The sequence below is a fragment of the Pseudomonas sp. KH_046_1 genome (genome assembly GCF_057839025.1).
Window position 1 is genome coordinate 3,654,684 of record NZ_CM174481.1, and the last position, 21,677, is coordinate 3,676,360.

The following is a 21,677-nucleotide window of genomic DNA, read 5'->3' on the forward strand; positions in this document are numbered from 1 at the left end:
TACCTGATTCCTATTGTTGTTGTTTTGTTGGGCCGGCAAGCGGCAAGCGGCAACACATCAGCAGTCCGACAGGCTGGCGCCGGGCATTCAATTCGCCACCGAAACCTTCGATGATGCTGCGGCTCATGGACAGACCGAGCCCCAGGCCATCGGCCTTGCTGGTGTAGAACGGGGTAAATATCTGTTCCAGTTCCGGCTCGCTGACGCCCGGCCCCTGGTCTCGCACATGGATCTCCACGCAGGCGCCACTGCCCTGCTCCACGGTCATCACGATCAGCGAAGGTAGCCCGGGATGTTGTTCACGGTTGGCGTCGATGGCATTGCGCAACAGATTGAGCAGCACCTGTTCCAGCAACACGCGGTCGGCATAAACGGGCGGCAGATTATCCGGCAGTCGATCCTCGATTGTCACTTGGCAATTACTCGCCTCCCAGGCACACAAACGCACGGCTTCGCGGGCGACGTCGGTCAAGTTCAACGCCTGCATGCGCCGCTGCCCCTTGCGCAAAAAGGAGCGTAACCGCCGGATCACTTCGGAGGCGTGGGTGGCGTGATGGGTAATGCGTTCCAGGCCTTGCGTCACCCTTGCAGCGGCCTGGGGATTGGAATCCAGCGTCTGCAAATAGCGCTGGCTCGCATTCGCATAATTGACCACGGCCGCCAGCGGCTGGTTGATTTCGTGGGCGATCCCCGAGGCCAGTTCACCGAGGGTGACCAACCGCGCGGTGTGTGCCAGTTCGTCCTGATGACGGCGCTGTTGCACTTCCCGCAGCTCGCGCTCGGTCATGTCGCGCGCGACCAATGAGTAATAACGCTCGCCGCCGGCGGAACGGTGCGCCAACAGTACCAGCGACACCGGCACGGACGTACCGCCACCCGGTGGTTGCAAGCGCGCATCGGTGCTCCAGACACCGTCGCGCTCGGCGCTTCGCCAGCCATCGCGTTGCAGGCGCGCAAGGTCGCCGCTGGCGAACAACGCGGCCAGGGCCGGCATGGGTTGTTGCTCATCAATCCCGAGGATGCGGCGCGCGGCTGGATTGAGGTAAGTGACCTGGCCCTCGGGGGCGATGAACAACACCGGATCGATATTGGCCTCGACCACTTCGGCCAGGCGTCGCTTGTTCTCCTCGGCCTGCACTCGGGCGGTAATGTCCCGGGATACGCTGACGACTTCGACCACCGCCCCGGTGTAGGTTTCCCGTATCGCCCGGCTGGCAGTTTCGAACCACAGGTAATGGCCGTCGCGATGGCGGATGCGGTAAGTCATGGTGTGATAGCCATCCTGCTCCAGTGCATCACGCGCGCGCTGCACCAGACCGGCCAGATCCTGGCCATGAAACAGGCCCTGGGCCAATTGCCCGCGCAACTCTTCGGGCCAGTAACCGAGCAAGGTCCAGGAGGCCGGTGACGCATCGATAACGTGCCCATCCGGCGTGTGACGGGAAATCAGGTCGGTGGTGTTTTCGATGATCAGCCGGTACAGCCGCCGTGCGGTGGCCGCTTCACGCTCCGCCAGCACTTGGGTCGTGGCGTCTCGGCAACGGGCGAGCACTCGGTTGTCCTGGGGATCGGGGATGAACGTCCAGATCAGGATCTGCGCTTCAAACTGAGCCTCGACGCCTTCGACGGCGCGTTGCTGGTCCAGGCAGGCACGCACCAGCACCCGATGATTGACCGGTAAAAAACCCAACACATCGGTCAGCGACTTCTCGGCGAGCAGCGCCATCAGTGCCGCGTTGAACTCCAGCGGTCGACCTTGTGCATCGAGCAACAGGCTCGGTTGTGGATCGTGGCCCAGCAGCGGCGAACCCCGCAGCATGCCGTTGACGCTGCTCAGCAGCGTCGTCAGCAAATCCTGCACCCAGCCCAGCCAATCGAGACTCACGCCCTCGCACACTTGCACCAGCAACAACCCCGGCTGCCCAGGCTGCAAGGCCAGATCGAATACCTGGCCATGGCTGATCGCGGCCCGCCGCAACCGGCCGGACAACCAGCAATCGAGTTGACGGACTTGAGCCAGGTCCAGGCGCCCGGCCTCGACCAGATGCTCGAAGAGCAACTGGTCGCTGGCCAGCGCCGGGTCGCCAAGTCCCGGCGGAAAATGCTGGGCGGCGCCCTCATGGCTGTAGATCCGCGCATTGGGCTGCCAACTCAGGTAAACCGCCCGCTGCACCTCGGGGCAATCCTGCAGCGCCCGACACAACGCATCGGCCCGGGCGGCCAGAGACACGCCCTCGCGCTGCAGGCGCAACCAACTGTGCAATCGAACGGGAGTCAGGGTCATTGCGGGTCCACTTCGTCAGGGAAACCAAGCATATACCAGCCTCGGAGGGCTGGCGGCGGAGATTTGGAGTCACAAGAATCAAATATAGTATATGTACTATACACCGTAGGTTGTACTTCCATATTCACAGCAGAATGTTATATAAGGTAATCCGGACTTTGAAGGTGACCTCGGCGAGGTCAACCATAGAGCTAACAATCAGCCATCGAGTACCCGCACATGTCTATCTATGACCAAGGCCTAGGCCCTTCGGCTGTCAACCACATTGCCTTGTCTCCGCTCAGCTTCATCGAGCGCACCGCCAGCACTTATCCGAACCACCCCGCCGTTATCCACGGTTCGATTCGTCGCACCTGGGCGCAGACCTACACCCGTTGCCGACGTCTGGCCTCGGCGCTGGCCGGTCGCGGTATCGGCAAGGACGACACGGTGGCGGTGATGCTGCCCAACATTCCCGAGATGCTTGAAGTGCATTTCGGTGTGCCGATGATCGGCGCCGTGCTCAACCCGCTCAACGTGCGCCTCGATGCCGAGGCGATCGCCTTCATGCTGCAGCATGGCGAGGCCAAGGTGTTGATTACCGACCGCGAGTTCCATGACGTGATCCAGGCGGCGCTTGGCATGCTCGATCACCCGCCTCTGGTGATCGACGTCAATGACCCGGAATACGGTGAAGGTCAGGCCGCGAGCGACCTGGACTACGAAGCGCTGTTGGCCGAAGGCGACCCGGTATTCGACTGGAAATGGCCGGTCGACGAGTGGCAAGCCATTTCGCTGAATTACACGTCAGGCACCACCGGCAATCCCAAGGGCGTGGTCTACCACCATCGCGGCGCTTACCTGAGCGCACTGGGCAACCAGATGACCTGGGCCATAGGCAACCATCCGGTGTACCTCTGGACCCTGCCGATGTTCCATTGCAATGGCTGGTGCTACCCATGGACCATCACCGCCCTGGCGGGTGTGCACGTTTTCCTGCGCCGGGTCGACCCACAGAAAATCCTCACGCTGATCCGCGAGCACCAGGTCACTCACCTGTGCGGTGCGCCGATCGTGCTCAATGCACTGGTGAACATGCCCGAATCAGCGAAAGCGGCCATCGATCACCCGGTCAACGCCCTGGTCGCGGGTGCTGCGCCACCGGCCAAAGTGATCGGTGCCGTCGAAGAGATGGGCATCAAGGTCACTCACGTGTTTGGCCTGACCGAAACCTATGGCCCGGTGACGGTCTGCGCATGGCACACCGAATGGGATGAGTTTTCTCTGGAGGAGCGGGCGCAAATCAAGTCACGACAGGGCGTGCGCTACCCGACCCTGGAAGGCGTGATGGTCGGCGATTGCACAACGCTGGAGCCAACCCCGCGCGACGGCCAGACTATCGGCGAGATCTTCCTGCGCGGCAACACTGTCATGAAGGGCTACCTGAAGAACCCGACCGCCACTGCCGAAGCGTTCGAGGGCGGCTGGTTCCACACCGGTGACCTGGCCGTCTGGCATCCCGACGGTTACGTCGAAATCAAGGACCGGCTCAAGGACATCATCATCTCGGGCGGCGAGAACATCTCCACCATCGAACTCGAAGGCGTGCTCTATCGCCACCCGGGTGTGCTGGAAGCCGCCGTGGTCGCCCGTCCCGATGAGAAATGGGGCGAAACGCCCTGCGCCTTCATAACCTTGAAGGCTGATCACCAGGACGTTCGCGAGGCCGACATCATCAGTTTCTGCCGTGAGCATCTGGCCGGATTCAAGGTACCGCGAACAGTGGTTTTCACGCTCTTGCCGAAGACTTCCACCGGCAAGATCCAGAAGTACGTGTTGCGCGACCGGGCCAAGGCGCTCTAACCCCATCTGACATTGCATCCATCAAGCAGCAGGTGTTTTACCTGCTGCTGCGGGTTCGTGCAGGCCGAATTCGGCAGTGCCCTGCCCCTACACAACGACAACAAAAACAATGTGGAGCTACCGATGATCGACATCCATTCAACCGATACCCAACGTTGCGAACGCATTCGGCGCAATCCGAAATTCCTTCAACTGGTGAGCAGCCGTTCACGCCTGGCCTGGACGTTGAGCGCCGTTGTATTGGGCACCTATTACCTGTTCATGCTGGTGGTGGCGTTTGCCCCGCAGTGGCTGCATGCACCACTGGGCGAACATCGGATGTTGACCTTGGGCATGCCGGTTGGCGCGGCAATCATCGTGTTTTCCTGGTTACTGACCGGTTGGTATGTCTACAGCGCCAATACCCGTTTTGACGCCCTGGGCGCAGCCATTATCGAGGAGAGCAAGTGATGACTCTGTTGCGTAAACTGATCCTCGCCGCTACCGGTCTGCTGCCAGCCTCCATTGCGCTCGCCGCGCCGACGATGGGCGCGGTGGAAAAGCAACCACTGAACCTGAATGCGATCGGCATGTTCTTCGTGTTCGTCCTCGGCACGCTGGCCATCACCTGGTGGGCCGCGCGCCAAACCAAATCCACCTCGGACTTTTACACGGCGGGCGGAGGTATCACCGGGTTTCAGAATGGCCTGGCGATTGCCGGCGACTACATGTCCGCAGCCACCCTGCTGGGGCTTTCCAGCCTGGTATTCGCCAAGGGTTACGATGGTTTCATCTATACCATCGGCTTCTTCGTTGGCTGGCCCATCATTACCTTCCTGATGGCCGAGCGTCTGCGCAACCTCGGGCGCTATACCTTCGCCGACATCGTTTCCTATCGACTGGACCAGAACAAGGTGCGGATCTTCGCAGCCTTCGGCTCGCTGACGGTGGTGTGCTGCTACCTGATCGTGCAGATGGTCGGTGCCGGCCAACTGATCAAATTGCTGTTCGGCCTCGACTACCCGGTTGCGGTGATGATCGTTGGCGCACTGATGCTGATCTACGTGATCTTCGGCGGAATGATCGCCACCACCTGGGTCCAGATCATCAAGGCTGTGCTGTTGCTCGTCGGCGGCACCACCCTCGCGGTCATGGCCATGTCGCAGTTCGGTTTCAGCTATGAAACCCTGGCCGAAAAAGCCGTCAGTGTTCACGCCAGCGGCTGGAACATCATGGGCCCGGGCTCACTGCTCGCCAACCCGATAAACACCGTGTCGATGTCGCTGGGCCTGGTGTTCGGGATTGCCGGGCTGCCGCACATCCTGATGCGCTTCTTCACCGTGCCGAGCGCCAAGGAAGCCCGCAAGTCAGTGTTCTACGCCACCGGTTTCATCGGTTTCTTCTTCCTCGTGGTCTGCACCCTGGGTTTTGTCTCGATGGTGATCATCGGCACCGATCCGCAGTACTACGTCAATGGCGAAGTCGGCGGTGCCTTGATTGGCGGCGGCAACATGGTTGCCATGCACCTGGCCAAAGCTGTCGGTGGCAACCTCTTCTTCGGTTTCCTCGCCGCTGTAGCGTTCGCAACCATCCTTGCGGTGGTGTCCGGTCTGGCGCTGGCCGGTGCTTCGGCGATTTCCCATGACCTCTACGCCACCGTGTACAAGAAAGGCACCGCCAACGAGAAGCAGGAAATGCGCGTGACCCGCATGGCCACTGTGGGCCTGGGCATCATCGCGATTGTGCTGGGCATTGTGTTCGAGAAGATGAACGTCGCCATTCTGGTGGGCCTGACGTTCGGCATCGCCGCGTCGACCAACTTCCCGGTGCTGATCATGGCCATGTACTGGAAAGGCCTGACGACCAAAGGCGCGATCCTCGGCGGTTTTGCCGGACTGATCTGCGCGCTGGCACTGGTGATCCTGTCGCCACCTGTCTGGGTGACCGTACTTGGTCATGCGCAAGCGATCTACCCGTACGACCATCCAGCGCTGTTCTCCATGCCGCTGGCCTTCCTGGTGATCATCGTGGTGTCCAGACTCGACCGCAGTGCGCGCGCCGACAAGGAGCGTGACGCCTACGCCGACCAATTCGTTCGCGCTCAGACCGGCCTCGGCGCTGCCGCCGCTTCCAGCCATTGACTGAAGGGGCACGGCCCGCCTGTGCGGCGCTGTGCCCGCAACACAATCGTCCCAACGAGGTTTACGTTATGCCCGAATTCAAAGCCCCGCTGCGCGACATGCGCTTTGTCCTGCACGAAGTGTTCGACGCCCCGGCCATGTGGGCACGCCTGCCGGCCTTGGCCGACAGCATCGACACCGATACGGCAGACGCCATTCTTGAGGAGGCGGCTAAAGTCACCTCGCACCTGATTGCGCCCCTCAATCGCAGCGGCGACGAAGAAGGCGCGCAGTGGCATGAGGGTCAAGTCACCACCCCCATCGGTTTCAAGCAGGCTTACGCAACCTACATCGAAGGCGGTTGGGTGGGACTGTCCGGCAACCCCGGGTTCGGTGGCATGGGCATGCCGAAAATGCTCGCCGTGCAGTTCGAAGAGATGCTCTACGGCGCCAACTCAAGTTTTGCGCTGTATTCGGCATTGAGTTCCGGTGCCTGCCTGGCGCTGGACGCCCACGCCAGCGACGCCTTGAAAAACCTCTATCTGCCACCGATGTATGAAGGCCGCTGGGCCGGCTCCATGTGCCTCACAGAGGCCCATGCCGGCACCGACCTCGGGCTCATCCGCACCCGTGCCGAACCTGAGGCTGACGGTAGCTACAAGATCACCGGCAGCAAGATTTTCATCACCGGCGGCGACCAGGACCTGACCGAAAACATCGTGCATCTGGTACTGGCCAAACTGCCGAACGCGCCTGCTGGTCCGAAAGGCATTTCGCTGTTTGTCGTACCTAAAGTGTTGGTCAATGCCGACGGCTCCCTCGGCGCTGCCAATGCCGTGAGTTGCGGTTCGATCGAACACAAGATGGGCATCAAGGCCTCGGCCACCTGCGTGATGAACTTCGACGGCGCCAGTGGCTGGCTGGTCGGTGAGGAGAACAAAGGCCTGGCGGCGATGTTCACCATGATGAATTACGAACGACTGTCCATCGGCATTCAGGGCATCGGCTGCGCCGAGGCGTCTTACCAGAGCGCTGTCGCCTACGCTCGCGAACGCCTTCAAAGTCGGGCACCCACCGGTGCCGTGGCCCCGGACAAACTGGCCGACCCGATCATCGTGCACCCGGATGTGCGGCGTATGCTGCTCGGCATGAAAGCCATGACCGAGGGCGGCCGCGCGTTCGCCAGTTATGTCGGGCAACAACTGGATCTGTCGAAGTTTTCCTGCGATGCCTGCGAGCGCGATAGTGCACAAAACCTGGTTGCGCTGCTGACGCCGGTGGCCAAGGCGTTTTTTACCGACACTGGCCTGGAAAGCTGCATCAATGGCCAGCAGGTTTTCGGCGGCCATGGCTACATCCGCGAATGGGGCCAGGAACAATTGGTCCGTGATGTGCGCATTGCACAGATCTACGAAGGCGCCAATGGCATCCAGGCATTGGACCTGCTCGGACGCAAAGTGCTCGCCGATAAAGGCGTCGTGCTTCGCCAATTCACCGGCGAGATTCGCCGTTTTGCCGCTCAGCCCGATGCACCCTATGCCACACAGCTGCTCGATGCCGTGCAGCGGCTGGAGGACATCAGCGACTGGCTACACGACAGTGCCGCAACCAACCGCAACGAAGTCGGCGCAGCCTCGGTGGAGTATTTGCACCTGTTCGGTTACGTCGCCTACGCCTGGCTCTGGGCGCGCATGGCTCAGGTTGCCCGGCAAAAACGCTGTGAAGACGAAGATTTCTACGACGCGAAAATCGCCACCGCCGACTTTTACATCCACCGTTTGCTACCACGCATTTTGAGCCTGGAACAATCCGTTCGGGCCGGCAGTGCCTCGTTGTATGGCCTGAGCGCGGAACAGTTCTGACGATTGGGTCGACGCCGCGTCAAAAACTCCTCTCTTTGGGCGTTGGCGTTTTTTCTCCAGTAACCCTCGCCCCTCTGGCGAGGGCTGCTTCACACCTGCACTGCCCCTGGACATCGAGCCCCAGTCGCCCGGTGACAGACCCATGATTCCAAAAATAAAAACAAAGGAGCTTCACCATGGACCGCAACACCCGCATTCTCGCTACCCGAATCCTGCTCACTGGAGGCGTCATCAGCCTTTCAGCTCCGGCCGCTGCTGACTTCATCAAGGACAGCAAGGCCAGCCTTGAACTGCGCAACTTCTACTTCAACCGTGACTTTCGCCAAACCAATGCCGCGCAATCCAAACAAGAGGAGTGGGCGCAGGGTTTCCTGCTGCGCTATGAATCGGGATACACCGAAGGTTTGATTGGCGTGGGTTTCGATGCCCTGGGCCTTGAGGGAGTCAAGCTCGATTCCAGCCCTGATCGCGCGGGTTCCGGCCTGCTCAAACGCCACAGCAACCCCCGTAATGGTTCCCAGGACGAGTATGGCGAACTTGGCCTTACCGCTAAACTGCGCGCCTCCAAAAGCGCGCTGAAACTCGGCACGCTGATGCCTAAACTGCCGACGATATTGGCCAACGATTCACGGTTGCTGCCACAAACGTTCGAGGGCGGTCAGCTGACGTCGCTGGAGATTGAAGGCCTGACGGTGGATGCCGGACGACTGACGCAGGTCAATCAGCGCGACTCCTCGAATTACGAAGACTTGAGCATCACCCGAACTGGCGCCAAAGGCATCACAACGCAAAATGCCGCCAGCGACACATTCGATTTCGCCAGCCTGAATTACAAATGGACCGGCAATCTCGCTACAGCCTACAGCTATGGGCATCTCGACAACTTCTACAGTCAACACCTGGTCAACCTGACCTACATGTTGCCGGTCACCACGGGCCAGTCGCTGAAGACGGATCTGCGCTTCGCCCGTTCTACGGACGATGGCGGCAGCAATGTGGACAACAATGCGCTCGGTGCGATGTTCACCTATAACCTCGGCGGGCACGCGTTTGGCCTGGGCTATCAAGGCATGAGCGGTGACACTGGTTATGCTTACGTTAACGGCGCCGACGCGTTCCTGGTGAACTTCGTGCAGATCGGCGACTTCGCCAGCAAGGACGAAAAGTCCTGGCAGGTTCGCTACGACTACAACTTCGCGGCCATCGGGGTGCCTGGCCTGACCTTCATGACCCGCTACATCAACGGCGACAACATCGACCTGGGCAATAACCGGCCAGAGGGCAAGGAATGGGAGCGCGATACCGACATCGGTTACGTCGTGCAAAGCGGCCCGCTGAAAAACGTCGGGGTGAAATGGCGCAACGCGACGGTGCGTTCGAGCAACTTTGGCAGCGATCTGGATGAAAACCGTTTGATCGTCAGCTACACCTTACCGATCTGGTAAGCGTTCCGCTCTGCGTCACTATTGCCCGGTACACCGGGGTTATAGCTGAAGGCTGCCTTGCGCAGCTTTCAGTTTTTCTCACTCCCGCCTTCATAGGAGTCGGCTAGCCGCGACGCGGCTCAAGGAGTGCGAAGCGCTTTCAGATGCCTATGCCAAACAGGTTGTCGAGGCTCATGATGAAAACCACTGACAAGTCGGGCGGTGCTTCAACGGCTGTGCCAATCCAGAAGGCGTCAACCGGCAGTGCCTGGCGCACCATGCCTGGCGGCATCTGGGCGCTAGGCTTCGTCTCGATGCTGATGGACATCTCCTCAGAGATGATCCATGCATTGTTGCCGCTCTACATGGTGACAGTACTGGGTACCTCCGTCTTGGCAGTAGGTCTGATCGAAGGAATAGCCGAGGCTACGGCCTCGATCACCAAGGTATTCTCCGGGGCACTCAGTGATCGATTGGGCAAGCGCAAACTGCTTGCGGCGCTGGGCTATGGGTTGGGGGCGCTGTCCAAACCGATCTTTCCTTTGGCAGGCTCGCTGGACTGGCTGACCGGGGCGCGCTTTATCGACCGCATTGGCAAAGGGATTCGCGGCGCCCCGCGTGATGCATTAGTGGCCGACATCACGCCACCTGCGATACGGGGGGCGGCTTTCGGCCTGCGTCAGACTCTGGATACCGTTGGTGCATTCCTGGGACCGTTGCTGGCGATTGGTTTGATGTGGCTGACCGCGAACCACTTCAAGACTGTGTTCTGGGTCGCCGTCATCCCGGCCTTCCTCGCCGTCGCGGTGCTGCTGTTGTTCGTCCATGAGCCCAGACAGGTGCAAGGGACGCAACGGGTGCGTACGCCCTTGAGCCCGCGGGAATTGGCCCGACTGGGCGCCGGCTACTGGTGGGTGGTGGGTGTCGCTGCGGTGTTCACCCTGGCACGCTTCAGCGAAGCCTTTCTGATCCTGCGCGGCCAGGCCGTTGGGCTGGCGCCGATGTGGGCGCCAGCGGTACTTGTCCTCATGGGAGTGGCGTACTCGCTGTCAGCCTATCCCGCCGGGGCGTTGTCCGATCGTGTCAGCCGCGTGACGGTGCTCGGCGCAGGCCTGATATTTCTGATTGCTGCCGATCTAACGCTGGCGTTCGCGCCGGGTATCGCCGGCCTGGTCGTCGGCGTCGTTCTATGGGGGCTGCACATGGGGTTTACCCAAGGGACATTCGCTGCCCTGATCGCCGATTGCGCGCCGGCTGAACTGCGTGGGACGGCATTTGGCATGTTCAATCTGCTGACCGGGTTGGCCTTGCTGTTGGCCAGTGTCATCGCGGGGGCGCTGTGGGATACGGTTGGCTACCAGGCTACCTTCCTGATGGGAGGCGGCTTTGCTGTTCTGACTTTTCTGGGGTTGTGGGTGATCCAGGCGAAAGCTCAGGTTCGATAGCAACGCCCAGTCACTACCGACAGGACGGCAAGTCCGTCTGCCTCTGATCGATTGCAGCCCCTCACGTCCTCATCACCCACCGTGAGAGCCAAATCTTTTCTTCTGAGTAAAGTCGAAGTAACGAGCAGCTCAGTGACAGCACCGGACAAGGCAATTACAATTTGATTAACATCTAGCGACTTGAGCGATTGAATACCCCATGGAAAGCAAGACTGCGCGCCTCACTGTGCTCATTGATCCCGTCAAGAAAAAAGCTTTCGAGGAACTCTGTGCAGCACAAGACCTGACGCCTTCGCAGGTTGTCCGTCAACTGGTTCGTGACTACCTGGACACCCACGGTGCCAGCTATTCGACCAAGAGTAAGCATGCCGCCAGTACCAAGTCATAACCTGACACGGGCAGCAAGCCTCTAACTCTAAATGGTCGACGTACCCTCTGCGAGACTGACCGCTTTAGCCAGCGCGGTGTTGAAGTCGGCGTGGTAATGCTCCGTGCCGATTTCTTGCAAGATACCCACCCTATCGAGCTTGTTGAGCACCTTCGTGTTCGCTTCGCAGAGTTTCACCACGATATTGCGCTTGTGCAGTTGCTGAATGACCTCCTCCAGCACCTGCAAGCCAGTGATATCCATAAATGGTACACGCTTCAAGCGAATAATCAGCAGGTGTGGATCGGTATGGGTCTGTGCCAAGACACGCTCGAAGGTCTCAGCCGCGCCAAAGAACAATGGCCCTTCAATCGTATAAATCAATGTCCCTGGCGGCAGGCGAGCATGGCCATTGGCCCTCAGCTCTTCTTCAAGCTCGTGCTCGACTACCTGTTGCACCTCCACAGAGGAGGCCATGCGGCGCATGAAGTGCAGCATCGCAAGAATGACGCCGATATTCACGGCGATCACCAAGTCACTGAACACCGTGAGGCTGAAAGTGATGAGCAGGATAGCTACGTCTGCGTGTGGAGCCCGCTGGACCATACGCTTGAAATGCTTCAACTCGCTCATGTTGTACGCGACCACGAAAAGAATCGCGGCCAGGGCGCACAGTGGGATGTTTGAGGCCAGAGGTGCCAGAATCAGAATAATAAGCACCAACGTGACCGCGTGCGTAATGCCGGCCAGCGGGCTCGTGCCGCCGTTACGGATATTGGTTGCAGTACGGGCAATGGCTCCGGTAGCCGCAAAGCCGCCAAACAATGGCGTGACCAGGTTAGCCACTCCCTGACCGATCAGCTCCTGATTGGAATCGTGCTTAGTGCCTGCCATGCCATCGGCCACCATTGCGGACAGCAGCGATTCGATCGCTCCAAGCATGGCGATAGTGAACGCCGGACCGATCAAATCGATGACGCGAGACAGCGTGATTTCAGGCAGGCCCAACGCTGGAAGGCCTTGAGGTATGCCACCAAATGCGCTGCCAATCGTGGCTACCCCCTCGAAATGAAAGGTTGACTGTATCGCCGTAGCTACCGCCATTGCGACTAATGGGCCAGGTACCCGTTTGAGTCCGGGAATTCTGGAAGCGGTGATGACCAGGAAAAGACTAAGTACAGCCAGCAGGGTCGTGGCCATATGAAGATCCGGGAGCGCCTGGAGCAAATGCCAGAACTTTTCATGGAAATGCTCTCCACTGATCCTCGGTAAACCGAAAAAGTCTTTCCACTGTCCGACCCAGATAATCACGCCGATGCCTGCGGTGAATCCGACGATCACCGGATCGGGGATAAACTTGATGATTGCGCCGAGCCGGGCCATCCCCAGCAATAACAACATGGCACCCGCCATCATCGTGGCGATTTGCAGACCGTCAACACCATGCTTGGCCGTGACTCCCGCCAGAATCACGATGAACGCACCTGTCGGTCCGGCAATCTGCAAGCGGCTTCCGCCAAAGAGTGAAACCAGCAGACCACCGATGATTGCGGTGTAGATGCCTTGCTCAGGCTTGACGCCAGATGCAATGGCAAACGCCATTGCAAGGGGGAGCGCCACGACCCCGACGATCACGCCAGACACCAAATTGCGCAGCCAATGCTTTCGCCCCAACAACCCCGCCTTCCATGCCTCACCTATCGCAATCATGGCTAGCTCCTCAGTGGATGCATGTGCATAATATTAACATACAGTGATAATTGAAATGCCCTGATCCACTGCTTCGTGCGGCTGGAGATGTTTATAGAGAAAGTTCAGATGGAGCTGGGCGGGCATGCACTGCAAATAGAGAATCTTGAGAGCGCGTGTAGCGTGGTGACTGACATGAATCGTAAAACTGTGAAAAGCAAACACGCCGAAGGCGTGACCTTTGACACCCATGTGATCGCAAACCCGACCAACCCCAAGGAGTGGATCGTGTTTTTCAAGAAGGACGCCGGGAGAAGTTATTTCCTGGTTGATGACAACGAGGAAGTCGAGTCTTTCGGGCATCTGGATGACCTGATCGCCGAGCTTCGAGACTTGGGCCTCAAGACCGCTGAAATCCACTTTTAACCCTTGGATCACGCCCTGGAGACATGATCATGTCAGTAAAAGTCGAGTACCTGTCCAGTCAAGGCGAAGCTCTTTGGTCTGTATGTTCTGGCATCAGGCGAGTTCAGTTTCGGCATGAAAAAAGTGCTCACGACTTTGCTGCCAAGCTCAAGGAGAGAATCGAGGCTCCGCATGTTTACCCTCAACGTGATCCGCCAGCGATAAATTAGCTGCCAGGGGCATGCATGTTTGCGTTCAGCGAAGGCAATATAGTGAGCCGGTGCAACGGCGAACCCTGAGTATTCGTCATCGAGCGCAAGCGCACCTGCAGACGACCAGGTTCGCAAACCCTGAGATCATCTGGAGGTAGTACTTTCATCAGGTCAACAGAACGGAAGCTGTTATGGAAAGTAGCGCAGGCAAACGAATTGTTGTCATTGGCGCAGGCATTGTGGGCGCGTCCTTGGCGTATCACCTGGCTGGCAAAGGCGCGAATGTCATCTTGGTCGAGGCTGAAGATATAGCGTCCGGCGTGACCGGAAGCTCATTCGCATGGATCAACACCTCACATAGCGGGCCCGATCCAATCGCAGAATTGCGTAGCGCCGCCATCCAGGAATACCGCCGCCTCCAAACCGAGCTGCCGGGTCTGAAAGTACGATGGACAGGCTCCCTGTCTTACAGCGCGAACCTTGATAGAGAGCTGCAAGACTCAGGCAACCCGCCTTCGGCAACCCTGGTATCTCGCTCCCGGATACTCGGTCTTGAGCCGAACCTCAAGAATCCCCCTCAACATGCCTTATATGAAGCCGAAGAAGGCGCGCTGGACGCAGTGGAAGCAACTCACGCGTTGATCGCAGGAGCCCGGAATCATGGCGCGAAAGTTCTTACGCATACTAAGGTGCTTGGCTTTTCAACTCAGAACGCAAAGGTGATGGGAGTCGAAACCGTAACGGGCATCATCGATGCAGACATTGTCGTACTGGCAGCGGGGACAGGCATCACGAAGCTGACTGAGAAGTTAAAGATATCCCTGCCAATAGAGGCCTCTGCGGCAATACTCATCCGCTACAAGACACAACCCAACCTCGTGAACACCATCATCTCCAGCCCTCAAATGGAAGTAAGGCAAAGCACCGATGGTACGTTGCTGGCGGCGGAAGATTATTTGGGAGACTCCCTGGAAAACCAGCCAGTAGAGATAGCGCTACGAACTGCCCGGGCCATCCAGAACGAACTCTATGGGATTACTTCCATTGATCCAGAATTGGCTTGTGTCGGACTCAGGCCAATTCCTGTCGATGGTATCCCCATCATCGGCTATCTACCCGATATCGGCGGAGTGTACGTTTGCGCAATGCATCCTGGCGTCACTCTGGCGGCGATTGTGGGCCGTCTTGCCAGCGAGGAAATAGTCGATAACAAGGCATCCTCGGCCCTTGACTCGTGTCGTCCCGACCGATTCTTCCAGACATGAGTTCACTTGTCTTTCTCGCAAGCCCACTTCTCGCGATCAACAGTTTGAGTTCGAAGCTGTACTTTTCCAGGCGAGTCCCTCAGCGTGCCACCAGCGGAATCAAGTCGATTTCGTTCAGTCGTAACAGACTGCTATCGGCCAGGAGCGCCCCTTCTCGACCAGTTAAATCCATGTCGCCTTTCTACCCGGCCGCCTGTGCAGGTTCAGCCTCAGCTCGACGCGCTGGCGGTTAAAGCCCCGGCGACCTTGAACTTCAGCGCCATGTCCTCATTCCCAAGCGGAACAGGCGGCGCCGCTCCTTCGCGTCATCCCGTCTCCCCCTCCCAGTAGTCTGAAACTCCCACCCCGCCTGGGAGTATCGGCCGATGTATATCGCCCGGCGTTTATCCATAGTTGTGGCATGTACCTGAAAAAGGTCCACGGTCCGCTTTGGTGACTGCAATTGCTTCGGAGAACGTCATGGCTACTCACAAAAAAAACTCGTCGCTAACGAACGATCTGCCCCCCCTAAACACTCCGTCACTCACCACTGACCTCAACGACTCAGCGGTGACAACGTCGGTTACGGCCAGCGCTTTGGGCGTCGTGGCGACCGGCGCGGACGTCACGCTGGACGAATCGGCCGGGTTGCAGAACGCCACTGCCACGCCAACCCCTGCGGGGGACGCTGACGACAACGACATTCTGGTGGCGTCCCTGCCCACGAGCTTCGCTGACCGTTTGGCCGGACTTGGGGCAGGTACCGCAACGGGCGCAGCCTTGAGCGGCTATACCGGTGCCGTTGGCAACACCGGCAGCGATGCATTCACCATCACCGCTGCCCCCGGAGCAAACATTACCGATATCAGCTTCACCGACAGTTCAGGCGCACCGCTCGATGGCCAGGACAGCGGACTGGATACCCTCGATGGCACCAGCATCTTTCTCTATACCGACACGAACGACAACAACATCGTTTTGGGTCGAGCCGGGGGCCCGGCCGGCGCGATCGTGTTCGCTGCCTACATTGAAGAAACCGGTTCGCCGGTCACGGGCGGCAAGATCTGGGTCGTGGAATACCAACCACTCAGCCATCCAGATAGTACGAACGCCGATGATTCGCTCAATCTGCTGGATAAGGTTTTCATCGGCACCAGCCAGGACCTGGAATTCAGCCTGGCCAATGCGCCCTCCGGTCAGAACCTGTTCCTGATGTTCACGAAATTGAACCCGGAAACTGAAATTGTCGATGGTGTCGCGCGGATCACGGATCCCACCATCATTGCCACCGGCAAGGACCCCGCAGACCAGTCAAGCGGCGTCAACATAAACACTGGCGACACGATCAATACCAGCCAGGCAGGTGGCCCGACCACCTTCGGCACCAACAATCAGATGATTGTGGAACAAGAGGGCATTCGCTTTTCGTTCGTCACGGGTGCCAGACAGGATGTGACCATTCCCAGCCTGGATCAGAACGAAGCAGATCTTGAATCCAACATCGACTTTACCAACGTCTACAACACGACGTCGGCCAATTTCGACGTTGTTCAATTGCAAAGCGGCAAGAGCGCTATCGTAAAAATCAGCGCATTCAGTACCGCTGCTGAACCTGGCACGGATTTCATCAACGGATACGCGGACGATACGCCGGTTGCAATCACCAATGTGCGCGTCATCAACAATAGCACCGGGCTGGTGATCGAGAATTCAGACGGCTCGGTGAATGATCCCGCCATTTCCATCACCTTTACTCCTGAAGGGGTTGCCACCATCACCGGCGTTAAAGCCGGCTACCAGATTGAATACACCACTACGGCGGATCACAACCGCGTGCTCGTCGAGAACGGGGCGGCCGTCAATGCCAGGGGCAATGATCACGCCGACTTTGATATCGGTGGTTTCACGCTGGTCCAAGCCTCTGTTACGACCACCGAAATCGGCTCCCAGATGATCTTCGACGACGACGGACCGAGCATCAGCCCCACCGGCACGGAGCCGACGCTGACGGTGGACGAGACGGTACTGGCGACCAACGATGCCCAGAGCTTTGCCGCCAACTTCAATTCAGAGTTTGGTGCGGATGGGGCTGGCACGCTGACCTATGCGCTGGGCGTGGTGGCCGGAGCCTCCGGGCTGACCGACACGGCCACGGGCGACGCAGTGAACCTGTCGCTCAACGGCACCGTGGTGGAAGGTCGCACGGCCACGGACAACCTGCTGGTGTTCACGGTCAGCGTGGCCGCCAATGGTGTCGTCACGCTTGACCAGATCCGGGCGGTGGTGCATCCCGATACAACCAATCCTGATGATTCGACGAGCCTGACCTCGGACAACCTGGTGACGCTGACGGCGACCATTACCGATGGGGACGGCGACAGCGCCCCGGCGACGTTGAACATCGGGCACAACCTGGTGTTCAAAGACGACGGACCGAGCATCACTACTACCGGCACGGAGCCGACGCTGACGGTGGACGAGACGGTACTGTTGACCAACGATACCCAGAGCTTTGCCGCCAACTTCAATTCAGAGTTTGGCGCGGATGGGGCTGGCACGCTGACCTATGCGCTGGGCGTGGTGGCCGGGGCTTCCGGGCTAACCGACACGGCCTCGGGCGACGCGGTGAACCTGTCGCTCAACGGCACCGTCGTCGAGGGCCGCACGGCCACGAGCGATCTGCTGGTGTTTACGGTCAGCGTGGCCGCCAATGGTGTCGTCACGCTCGACCAGATCCGCGCCGTGGTGCATTCCAACACAACCAATCCCGATGATTCGACGAGCCTGACCTCGGACAACCTGGTGACGCTGACGGCGACCATTACCGACAAGGAGGGCGACAGCGACCAGGCAACGTTGAACATCGGGCAGAATCTGGTGTTCAAGGACGACGGACCGAGCATCACCACTACCGGCACGGAGCCGACGCTGACGGTGGACGAGACGGTACTGTTGACCAACGATACCCAGAGCTTTGCCGCCAACTTCAATTCAGGGTTTGGTGCTGATGGGGCTGGCACCCTGACCTATGCGCTGGGCGTGGTGGCCGGAGCCTCCGGGCTGACGGACACGGCCTCGGGCCAGGCGGTGAACCTGTCGCTCAATGGCACCGTGGTGGAAGGCCGCACGGCCACGGGCAATCTGCTGGTGTTCACGCTCAGCGTCGCCGCCAATGGCAGCGTCACGCTCGACCAGCTCCGCGCCGTGGTGCATTCCGACCCAGCCAATCCCGATGATTCGACGAGCCTGACCTCGGACAACCTGGTGACGCTGACGGCGACCATTACCGATGGGGACGGCGACAGCGCCCCAGCGACGCTGAACATCGGGCATAACCTGGTGTTCAGGGATGACGGCCCGGCACTCGCGTTCGGCAACCTGATCGGGACCGGGAGCGTCCTGGCGCAATCCGGGTTCTGGAATATGGCGGCGGGAGCCGACGGGCTGGGTGCGGTCGGTCTGGATATCTCGTTGGTCAATAACCAGTTCACCCTCGTCAGGCCAGACAACACGACCACGACCGGGACCGGCACGCTCACCGAGCTGTCGCCATCACCGGATGTCAATGGCGCGTACCAGTTCGCAGGAACCTTGACCGGTGACTTCGACAACAACGCCGCAACGGCGAACACCACCGTCGACTACACGCTGACCGCCTATGCCGATGGTCGCTATGCACTGGATCTGGTGCAAGGCTTCAGTTCGACGATCGTGCTCAGCAGTGCCGACGGCTCGCTCGCGGCCGGCGGCCCGGATCCAGTGCGCACATTGTTGATTCCGCAGACGAGTAACCCGGCTATTCCTTCGGCCTCCGAGGAGATTGTGTTCTTTTCCGCGAAGGCGCTTGCGTCGACTGCGGACATCCTGACCGGCATCGGGCTCGGAGCACCCGACCCCACCGAAGCCGCGCTACAAACCAACCCCCTGCCGTCGTACATCGACCCGAGGGCCATGAACGTCAGCACGTCCGGCATCGGCGTCGCCAATAACGTGTTCCAGGGAGATAACCTGGCGGCAATCAGCGCCGCCGATGAAAGTTTCGTCATCAACCCAGAGAGCCTGTTGACAGCAATGAAGGTCTTCATCGACAACTCCGTGGCGGGTTACAACACGGCGACCGAGGACCTGTACTACAGGATCTACTACGCGGATGGGACGTTTTCGGACCGCGTCGAGGTGAACACCCTGACGCCGGAGGCTGGCGGGCAGGTGTCCTTCCTCGTCGAGAAGGCGGGGGCGTCACTGATCGACGCTGTTCAGCTGACGATGGGCCGTGGCGATATCAAGATCCCGGTGATCCAGTTCATTCAGGAGAGCGAGAGTCTGGCCAGCGATGTCCAGCTGGCGTTCAGCGCGACGCTGACGGACAAGGACGGGGACTCGGCGACGAGTGCGTTTGACGCCAACCTGTTCGCCAACGAACCGGCCAACGCCCCCTTCAACTTCACGCTGGCGGGCACGATCGGTGAACAGGATGCGTTCAACATCGATCTGTCAGTCAATGAGATCCTGTACCAGGTCACCGGCTTCGATGTGGGCGCTGACGTGCAAGACAAGCTGGTGCTCAACGGCGACCCGAACGCCGTTGTCCAATCGATCGACAACACCGGCGCAGACAGCGTCGTGACGGTTGCCGAGTCTGGCGGACAAGCAACGACCATCACCTTGGTCGGGGTCGATCTTCAGAGTACCGACATCTTTTTTGGCAGCGTTTGAGGTTTTGCGCGCGTGAACGGATGCGAGGGTGGCCTAGGAAACCACCCTCGCATTTTTTTTGCGGTTCTGATACGAGATCGGCATGATCGCATCCGCGGTGAACTATCGAGCAGCACTTGGCCATAAGCCGGCCTTCAAGCAAGTCCCAGTCACAGTGACATCGGACGAGCACATTGTCTCTTCGCGTAACGGAGCTTGAACAAAACAAGCGATCGAGTCCATGGCAGCATCTGGCCCATTGCACTCAGGAAACCCTCGCGACAAGTCTGCTTGAATTATTCGGCATATTTGGCATTGGATAATGGGAATCTGCTTAAGGTGTTTCGATCAGCAGCAAAGGTGCTACTTCATCAGATCGAATGGGGTTTATTTAGAGTTTACTTAGCAGAAAATCAACTAGCTCAACCGACTAATCAACTCAGCATCAAGCAGAATAGCCACCATACTCAATCATTCAGTTGCGCGAGCAAAAACGCTCGCCGGAGAGCAACTTGAGCATAACTCCAGGATCTGGGCATCCACTTGGGGTGTGAAACTTGTTCGGGCGGAAAAAGGCGCAGGCAATCAAGGCATTGAGGCGGCGGATGCTATTGCGCTCCCTTTGCCAGTAGCGTAACCGACAAGAAGTAACGCGACTCCTCCGAAGTAAAGTGTACCGGCCGCGTTACAACTTACTCTGTTTAATATAGATGCAATGGAACAACGGCGCCAGTGCCAGAGAGTCATATTGCGTAGTTGCATAAACGATCAGCACTAGTTCCATGCTTTCAATGCCCGCTCGATTCAAGCGTCACAATCGGACTGATTGGGCAAGATTCGACTTTAGCTGTCGACTGCGTGGTGCCGGCAAGTGAACTTTCGGCTAACAGGCGGGCAACGGTTGGCCAGTACGCGTCCACCCCGCTCGAAAGGGTATAGGCCAAGAGTTCCCGCCACCCACAAGAAAACTGTACTCGGCAAAGGAAGACACTCATGCACACCATTCGCAACACGTTGGTGGTAGTGGATTCACAGCAGCCCAGGGATCTGATCTTGAACAGAGCCAAAATGATTGCCGGCGCTACCCGGTCGCACCTGCATCTGCTGGCCTGCGACAAGGGAAACCACCATGGCTCTTACCTGAACGACATTCAAGGCGAACTGACACAGGAAGGTTATAGCGTCAGTACCCAGCAGGCCTGGCACGGAAGCTCACACAAAACCATCATCGCCGCCCAACAGGCGGTGGGATGCGGCTTGGTAATCAAGCAGCACCTACCCCACACATCACTGATCAAAGCCCTTCTCACCCCCGAGGACTGGAAGCTGTTGCGATACTGCCCCAGCCCGGTACTGATCGTAAAAACCGCAAGACCCTGGACCGGTGGCACCATTCTCGCGGCCATTGATGCCGGTAACAGTGATGTGGAACACCGCGTCCTGCATTCCGGCATCGTTAGCCACGGGTACGACATCGCCGCAATGGCCGGCGGCACTCTACACATGATGAGCGCCCACCCCTACCCCCTGCTCTCGGCAGCCAACCCCGTACTCCAGCTCAAGGAAAGCATTCAGGCTCTATATCGCGAACTGTGCAAGACGTTCCAGGCAGAATTCAACATCAGCGACGATCGCCTGCATATCGAGGAAGGCTCAGCCGATGTGCTGATCCCGTACATCGCGCACAAGCTCGAAGCCGCACTCACGGTAATCGGTAGCGTGGCCCGTACCGGGCTGTCCGGCGCATTGATCGGCAACACTGCCGAGATGATTCTGGACACCCTGGACAGTGACGTACTGGTGCTCAAGTCGGACGACATCATCGCCCACCTTGAAGAGCTCGCCGCCCCGCCACCGAGCCCATCGGCCGATACCGCGACATCCTCTTGGCCGTATAGCCACCACAACCATCGACCACATACTTAGGAGCAAGTACTGGCCAACCCGGCCAAGGGCAACTGCCCCTGACCGGGCGGCAGGCGACCCTCGCGGGCTTCGCGGATGATTCCCACCCCCCGTGGGCGCCAGCGCATCGCACCACTGCACGCCATGGATGTAACGCCGATCCAGTTGCGCCCCGGAATCCAGTAGCGACGCAAATCCGGCGAC

General features: G+C 59.1%; 14 protein-coding genes. 11 read left to right on the forward strand and 3 right to left on the reverse strand.

Annotated features, from left to right (window positions below):
* Window positions 1-10: 10 nt before the first annotated feature.
* Window positions 11-2,284 (reverse strand): PAS domain-containing sensor histidine kinase, encoded by a 2,274-nt coding sequence (locus AC3IT9_RS16860; protein WP_489270435.1) that lies wholly within the window; start codon window positions 2,282-2,284, stop codon window positions 11-13.
* A 219-nt stretch (window positions 2,285-2,503) separates the two neighbouring features.
* On the opposite strand from AC3IT9_RS16860, the gene AC3IT9_RS16865 reads away from it, so the two are divergent.
* The 7 genes from AC3IT9_RS16865 (at window position 2,504) to AC3IT9_RS16895 (ending at window position 11,344) form a co-directional block, all read left to right on the forward strand.
* A complete protein-coding gene (locus AC3IT9_RS16865) occupies window positions 2,504-4,126 on the forward strand; it encodes an acyl-CoA synthetase (protein WP_489270437.1) in 1,623 nt (540 codons plus the stop codon).
* A 123-nt stretch (window positions 4,127-4,249) separates the two neighbouring features.
* A complete protein-coding gene (locus AC3IT9_RS16870) occupies window positions 4,250-4,576 on the forward strand; it encodes a DUF485 domain-containing protein (RefSeq protein WP_108217678.1) in 327 nt (108 codons plus the stop codon).
* Window positions 4,576-6,246, forward strand: a complete 1,671-nt coding sequence (locus AC3IT9_RS16875) for a cation acetate symporter (RefSeq protein WP_151214320.1) — start codon at window positions 4,576-4,578, stop codon at window positions 6,244-6,246. The genes AC3IT9_RS16870 and AC3IT9_RS16875 overlap by 1 nt, the downstream gene beginning before the upstream one ends.
* A 68-nt stretch (window positions 6,247-6,314) precedes the next feature.
* The gene (locus AC3IT9_RS16880) at window positions 6,315-8,087 is read left to right on the forward strand and encodes an acyl-CoA dehydrogenase C-terminal domain-containing protein (RefSeq protein ID WP_489270439.1); all 1,773 of its coding nucleotides are present in this window, start codon (window positions 6,315-6,317) and stop codon (window positions 8,085-8,087) included.
* Window positions 8,088-8,263: 176 nt separating this feature from the next.
* Window positions 8,264-9,532, forward strand: coding sequence for an OprD family porin (locus AC3IT9_RS16885; protein ID WP_489270440.1), 1,269 nt, complete (start codon window positions 8,264-8,266; stop codon window positions 9,530-9,532).
* A 176-nt stretch (window positions 9,533-9,708) separates the two neighbouring features.
* Complete coding sequence (locus AC3IT9_RS16890) at window positions 9,709-10,956, forward strand: MFS transporter (RefSeq protein WP_489270441.1); 1,248 nt, start codon at window positions 9,709-9,711, stop codon at window positions 10,954-10,956.
* A gap of 199 nt (window positions 10,957-11,155) precedes the next feature.
* The gene (locus AC3IT9_RS16895; RefSeq protein ID WP_489270442.1) at window positions 11,156-11,344 is read left to right on the forward strand and encodes a CopG family transcriptional regulator; all 189 of its coding nucleotides are present in this window, start codon (window positions 11,156-11,158) and stop codon (window positions 11,342-11,344) included.
* Between the two features lie 27 nt (window positions 11,345-11,371).
* Here the strand turns inward: AC3IT9_RS16895 and AC3IT9_RS16900 are convergent, their stop codons facing one another.
* The gene (locus AC3IT9_RS16900; RefSeq protein WP_489270443.1) at window positions 11,372-13,033 is read right to left on the reverse strand and encodes a SulP family inorganic anion transporter; all 1,662 of its coding nucleotides are present in this window, start codon (window positions 13,031-13,033) and stop codon (window positions 11,372-11,374) included.
* A 174-nt stretch (window positions 13,034-13,207) separates the two neighbouring features.
* Between AC3IT9_RS16900 and AC3IT9_RS16905 the strand changes: the two genes are divergently transcribed.
* The 4 genes from AC3IT9_RS16905 (at window position 13,208) to AC3IT9_RS16920 (ending at window position 21,494) form a co-directional block, all read left to right on the forward strand.
* A complete protein-coding gene (locus AC3IT9_RS16905) occupies window positions 13,208-13,438 on the forward strand; it encodes a hypothetical protein (protein ID WP_046043128.1) in 231 nt (76 codons plus the stop codon).
* A 382-nt stretch (window positions 13,439-13,820) separates the two neighbouring features.
* Window positions 13,821-14,894: an NAD(P)/FAD-dependent oxidoreductase gene (locus AC3IT9_RS16910; RefSeq protein WP_489270444.1), complete on the forward strand. Its 1,074-nt coding sequence runs from the start codon at window positions 13,821-13,823 to the stop codon at window positions 14,892-14,894.
* A 459-nt stretch (window positions 14,895-15,353) separates the two neighbouring features.
* Window positions 15,354-19,589, forward strand: a complete 4,236-nt coding sequence (locus tag AC3IT9_RS16915; RefSeq protein ID WP_489270445.1) for a DUF5801 repeats-in-toxin domain-containing protein — start codon at window positions 15,354-15,356, stop codon at window positions 19,587-19,589.
* A gap of 972 nt (window positions 19,590-20,561) precedes the next feature.
* Entirely contained in the window at window positions 20,562-21,494 is a 933-nt protein-coding gene (locus AC3IT9_RS16920; RefSeq protein ID WP_150756342.1) for a universal stress protein, read from the forward strand.
* On the opposite strand, the gene AC3IT9_RS16925 is transcribed toward AC3IT9_RS16920, so the two are convergent.
* Window positions 21,491-21,667: a hypothetical protein gene (locus AC3IT9_RS16925; RefSeq protein WP_191629437.1), complete on the reverse strand. Its 177-nt coding sequence runs from the start codon at window positions 21,665-21,667 to the stop codon at window positions 21,491-21,493. The two genes, AC3IT9_RS16920 and AC3IT9_RS16925, sit on opposite strands and share 4 nt — an antisense overlap.
* Window positions 21,668-21,677 lie beyond the last annotated feature (10 nt).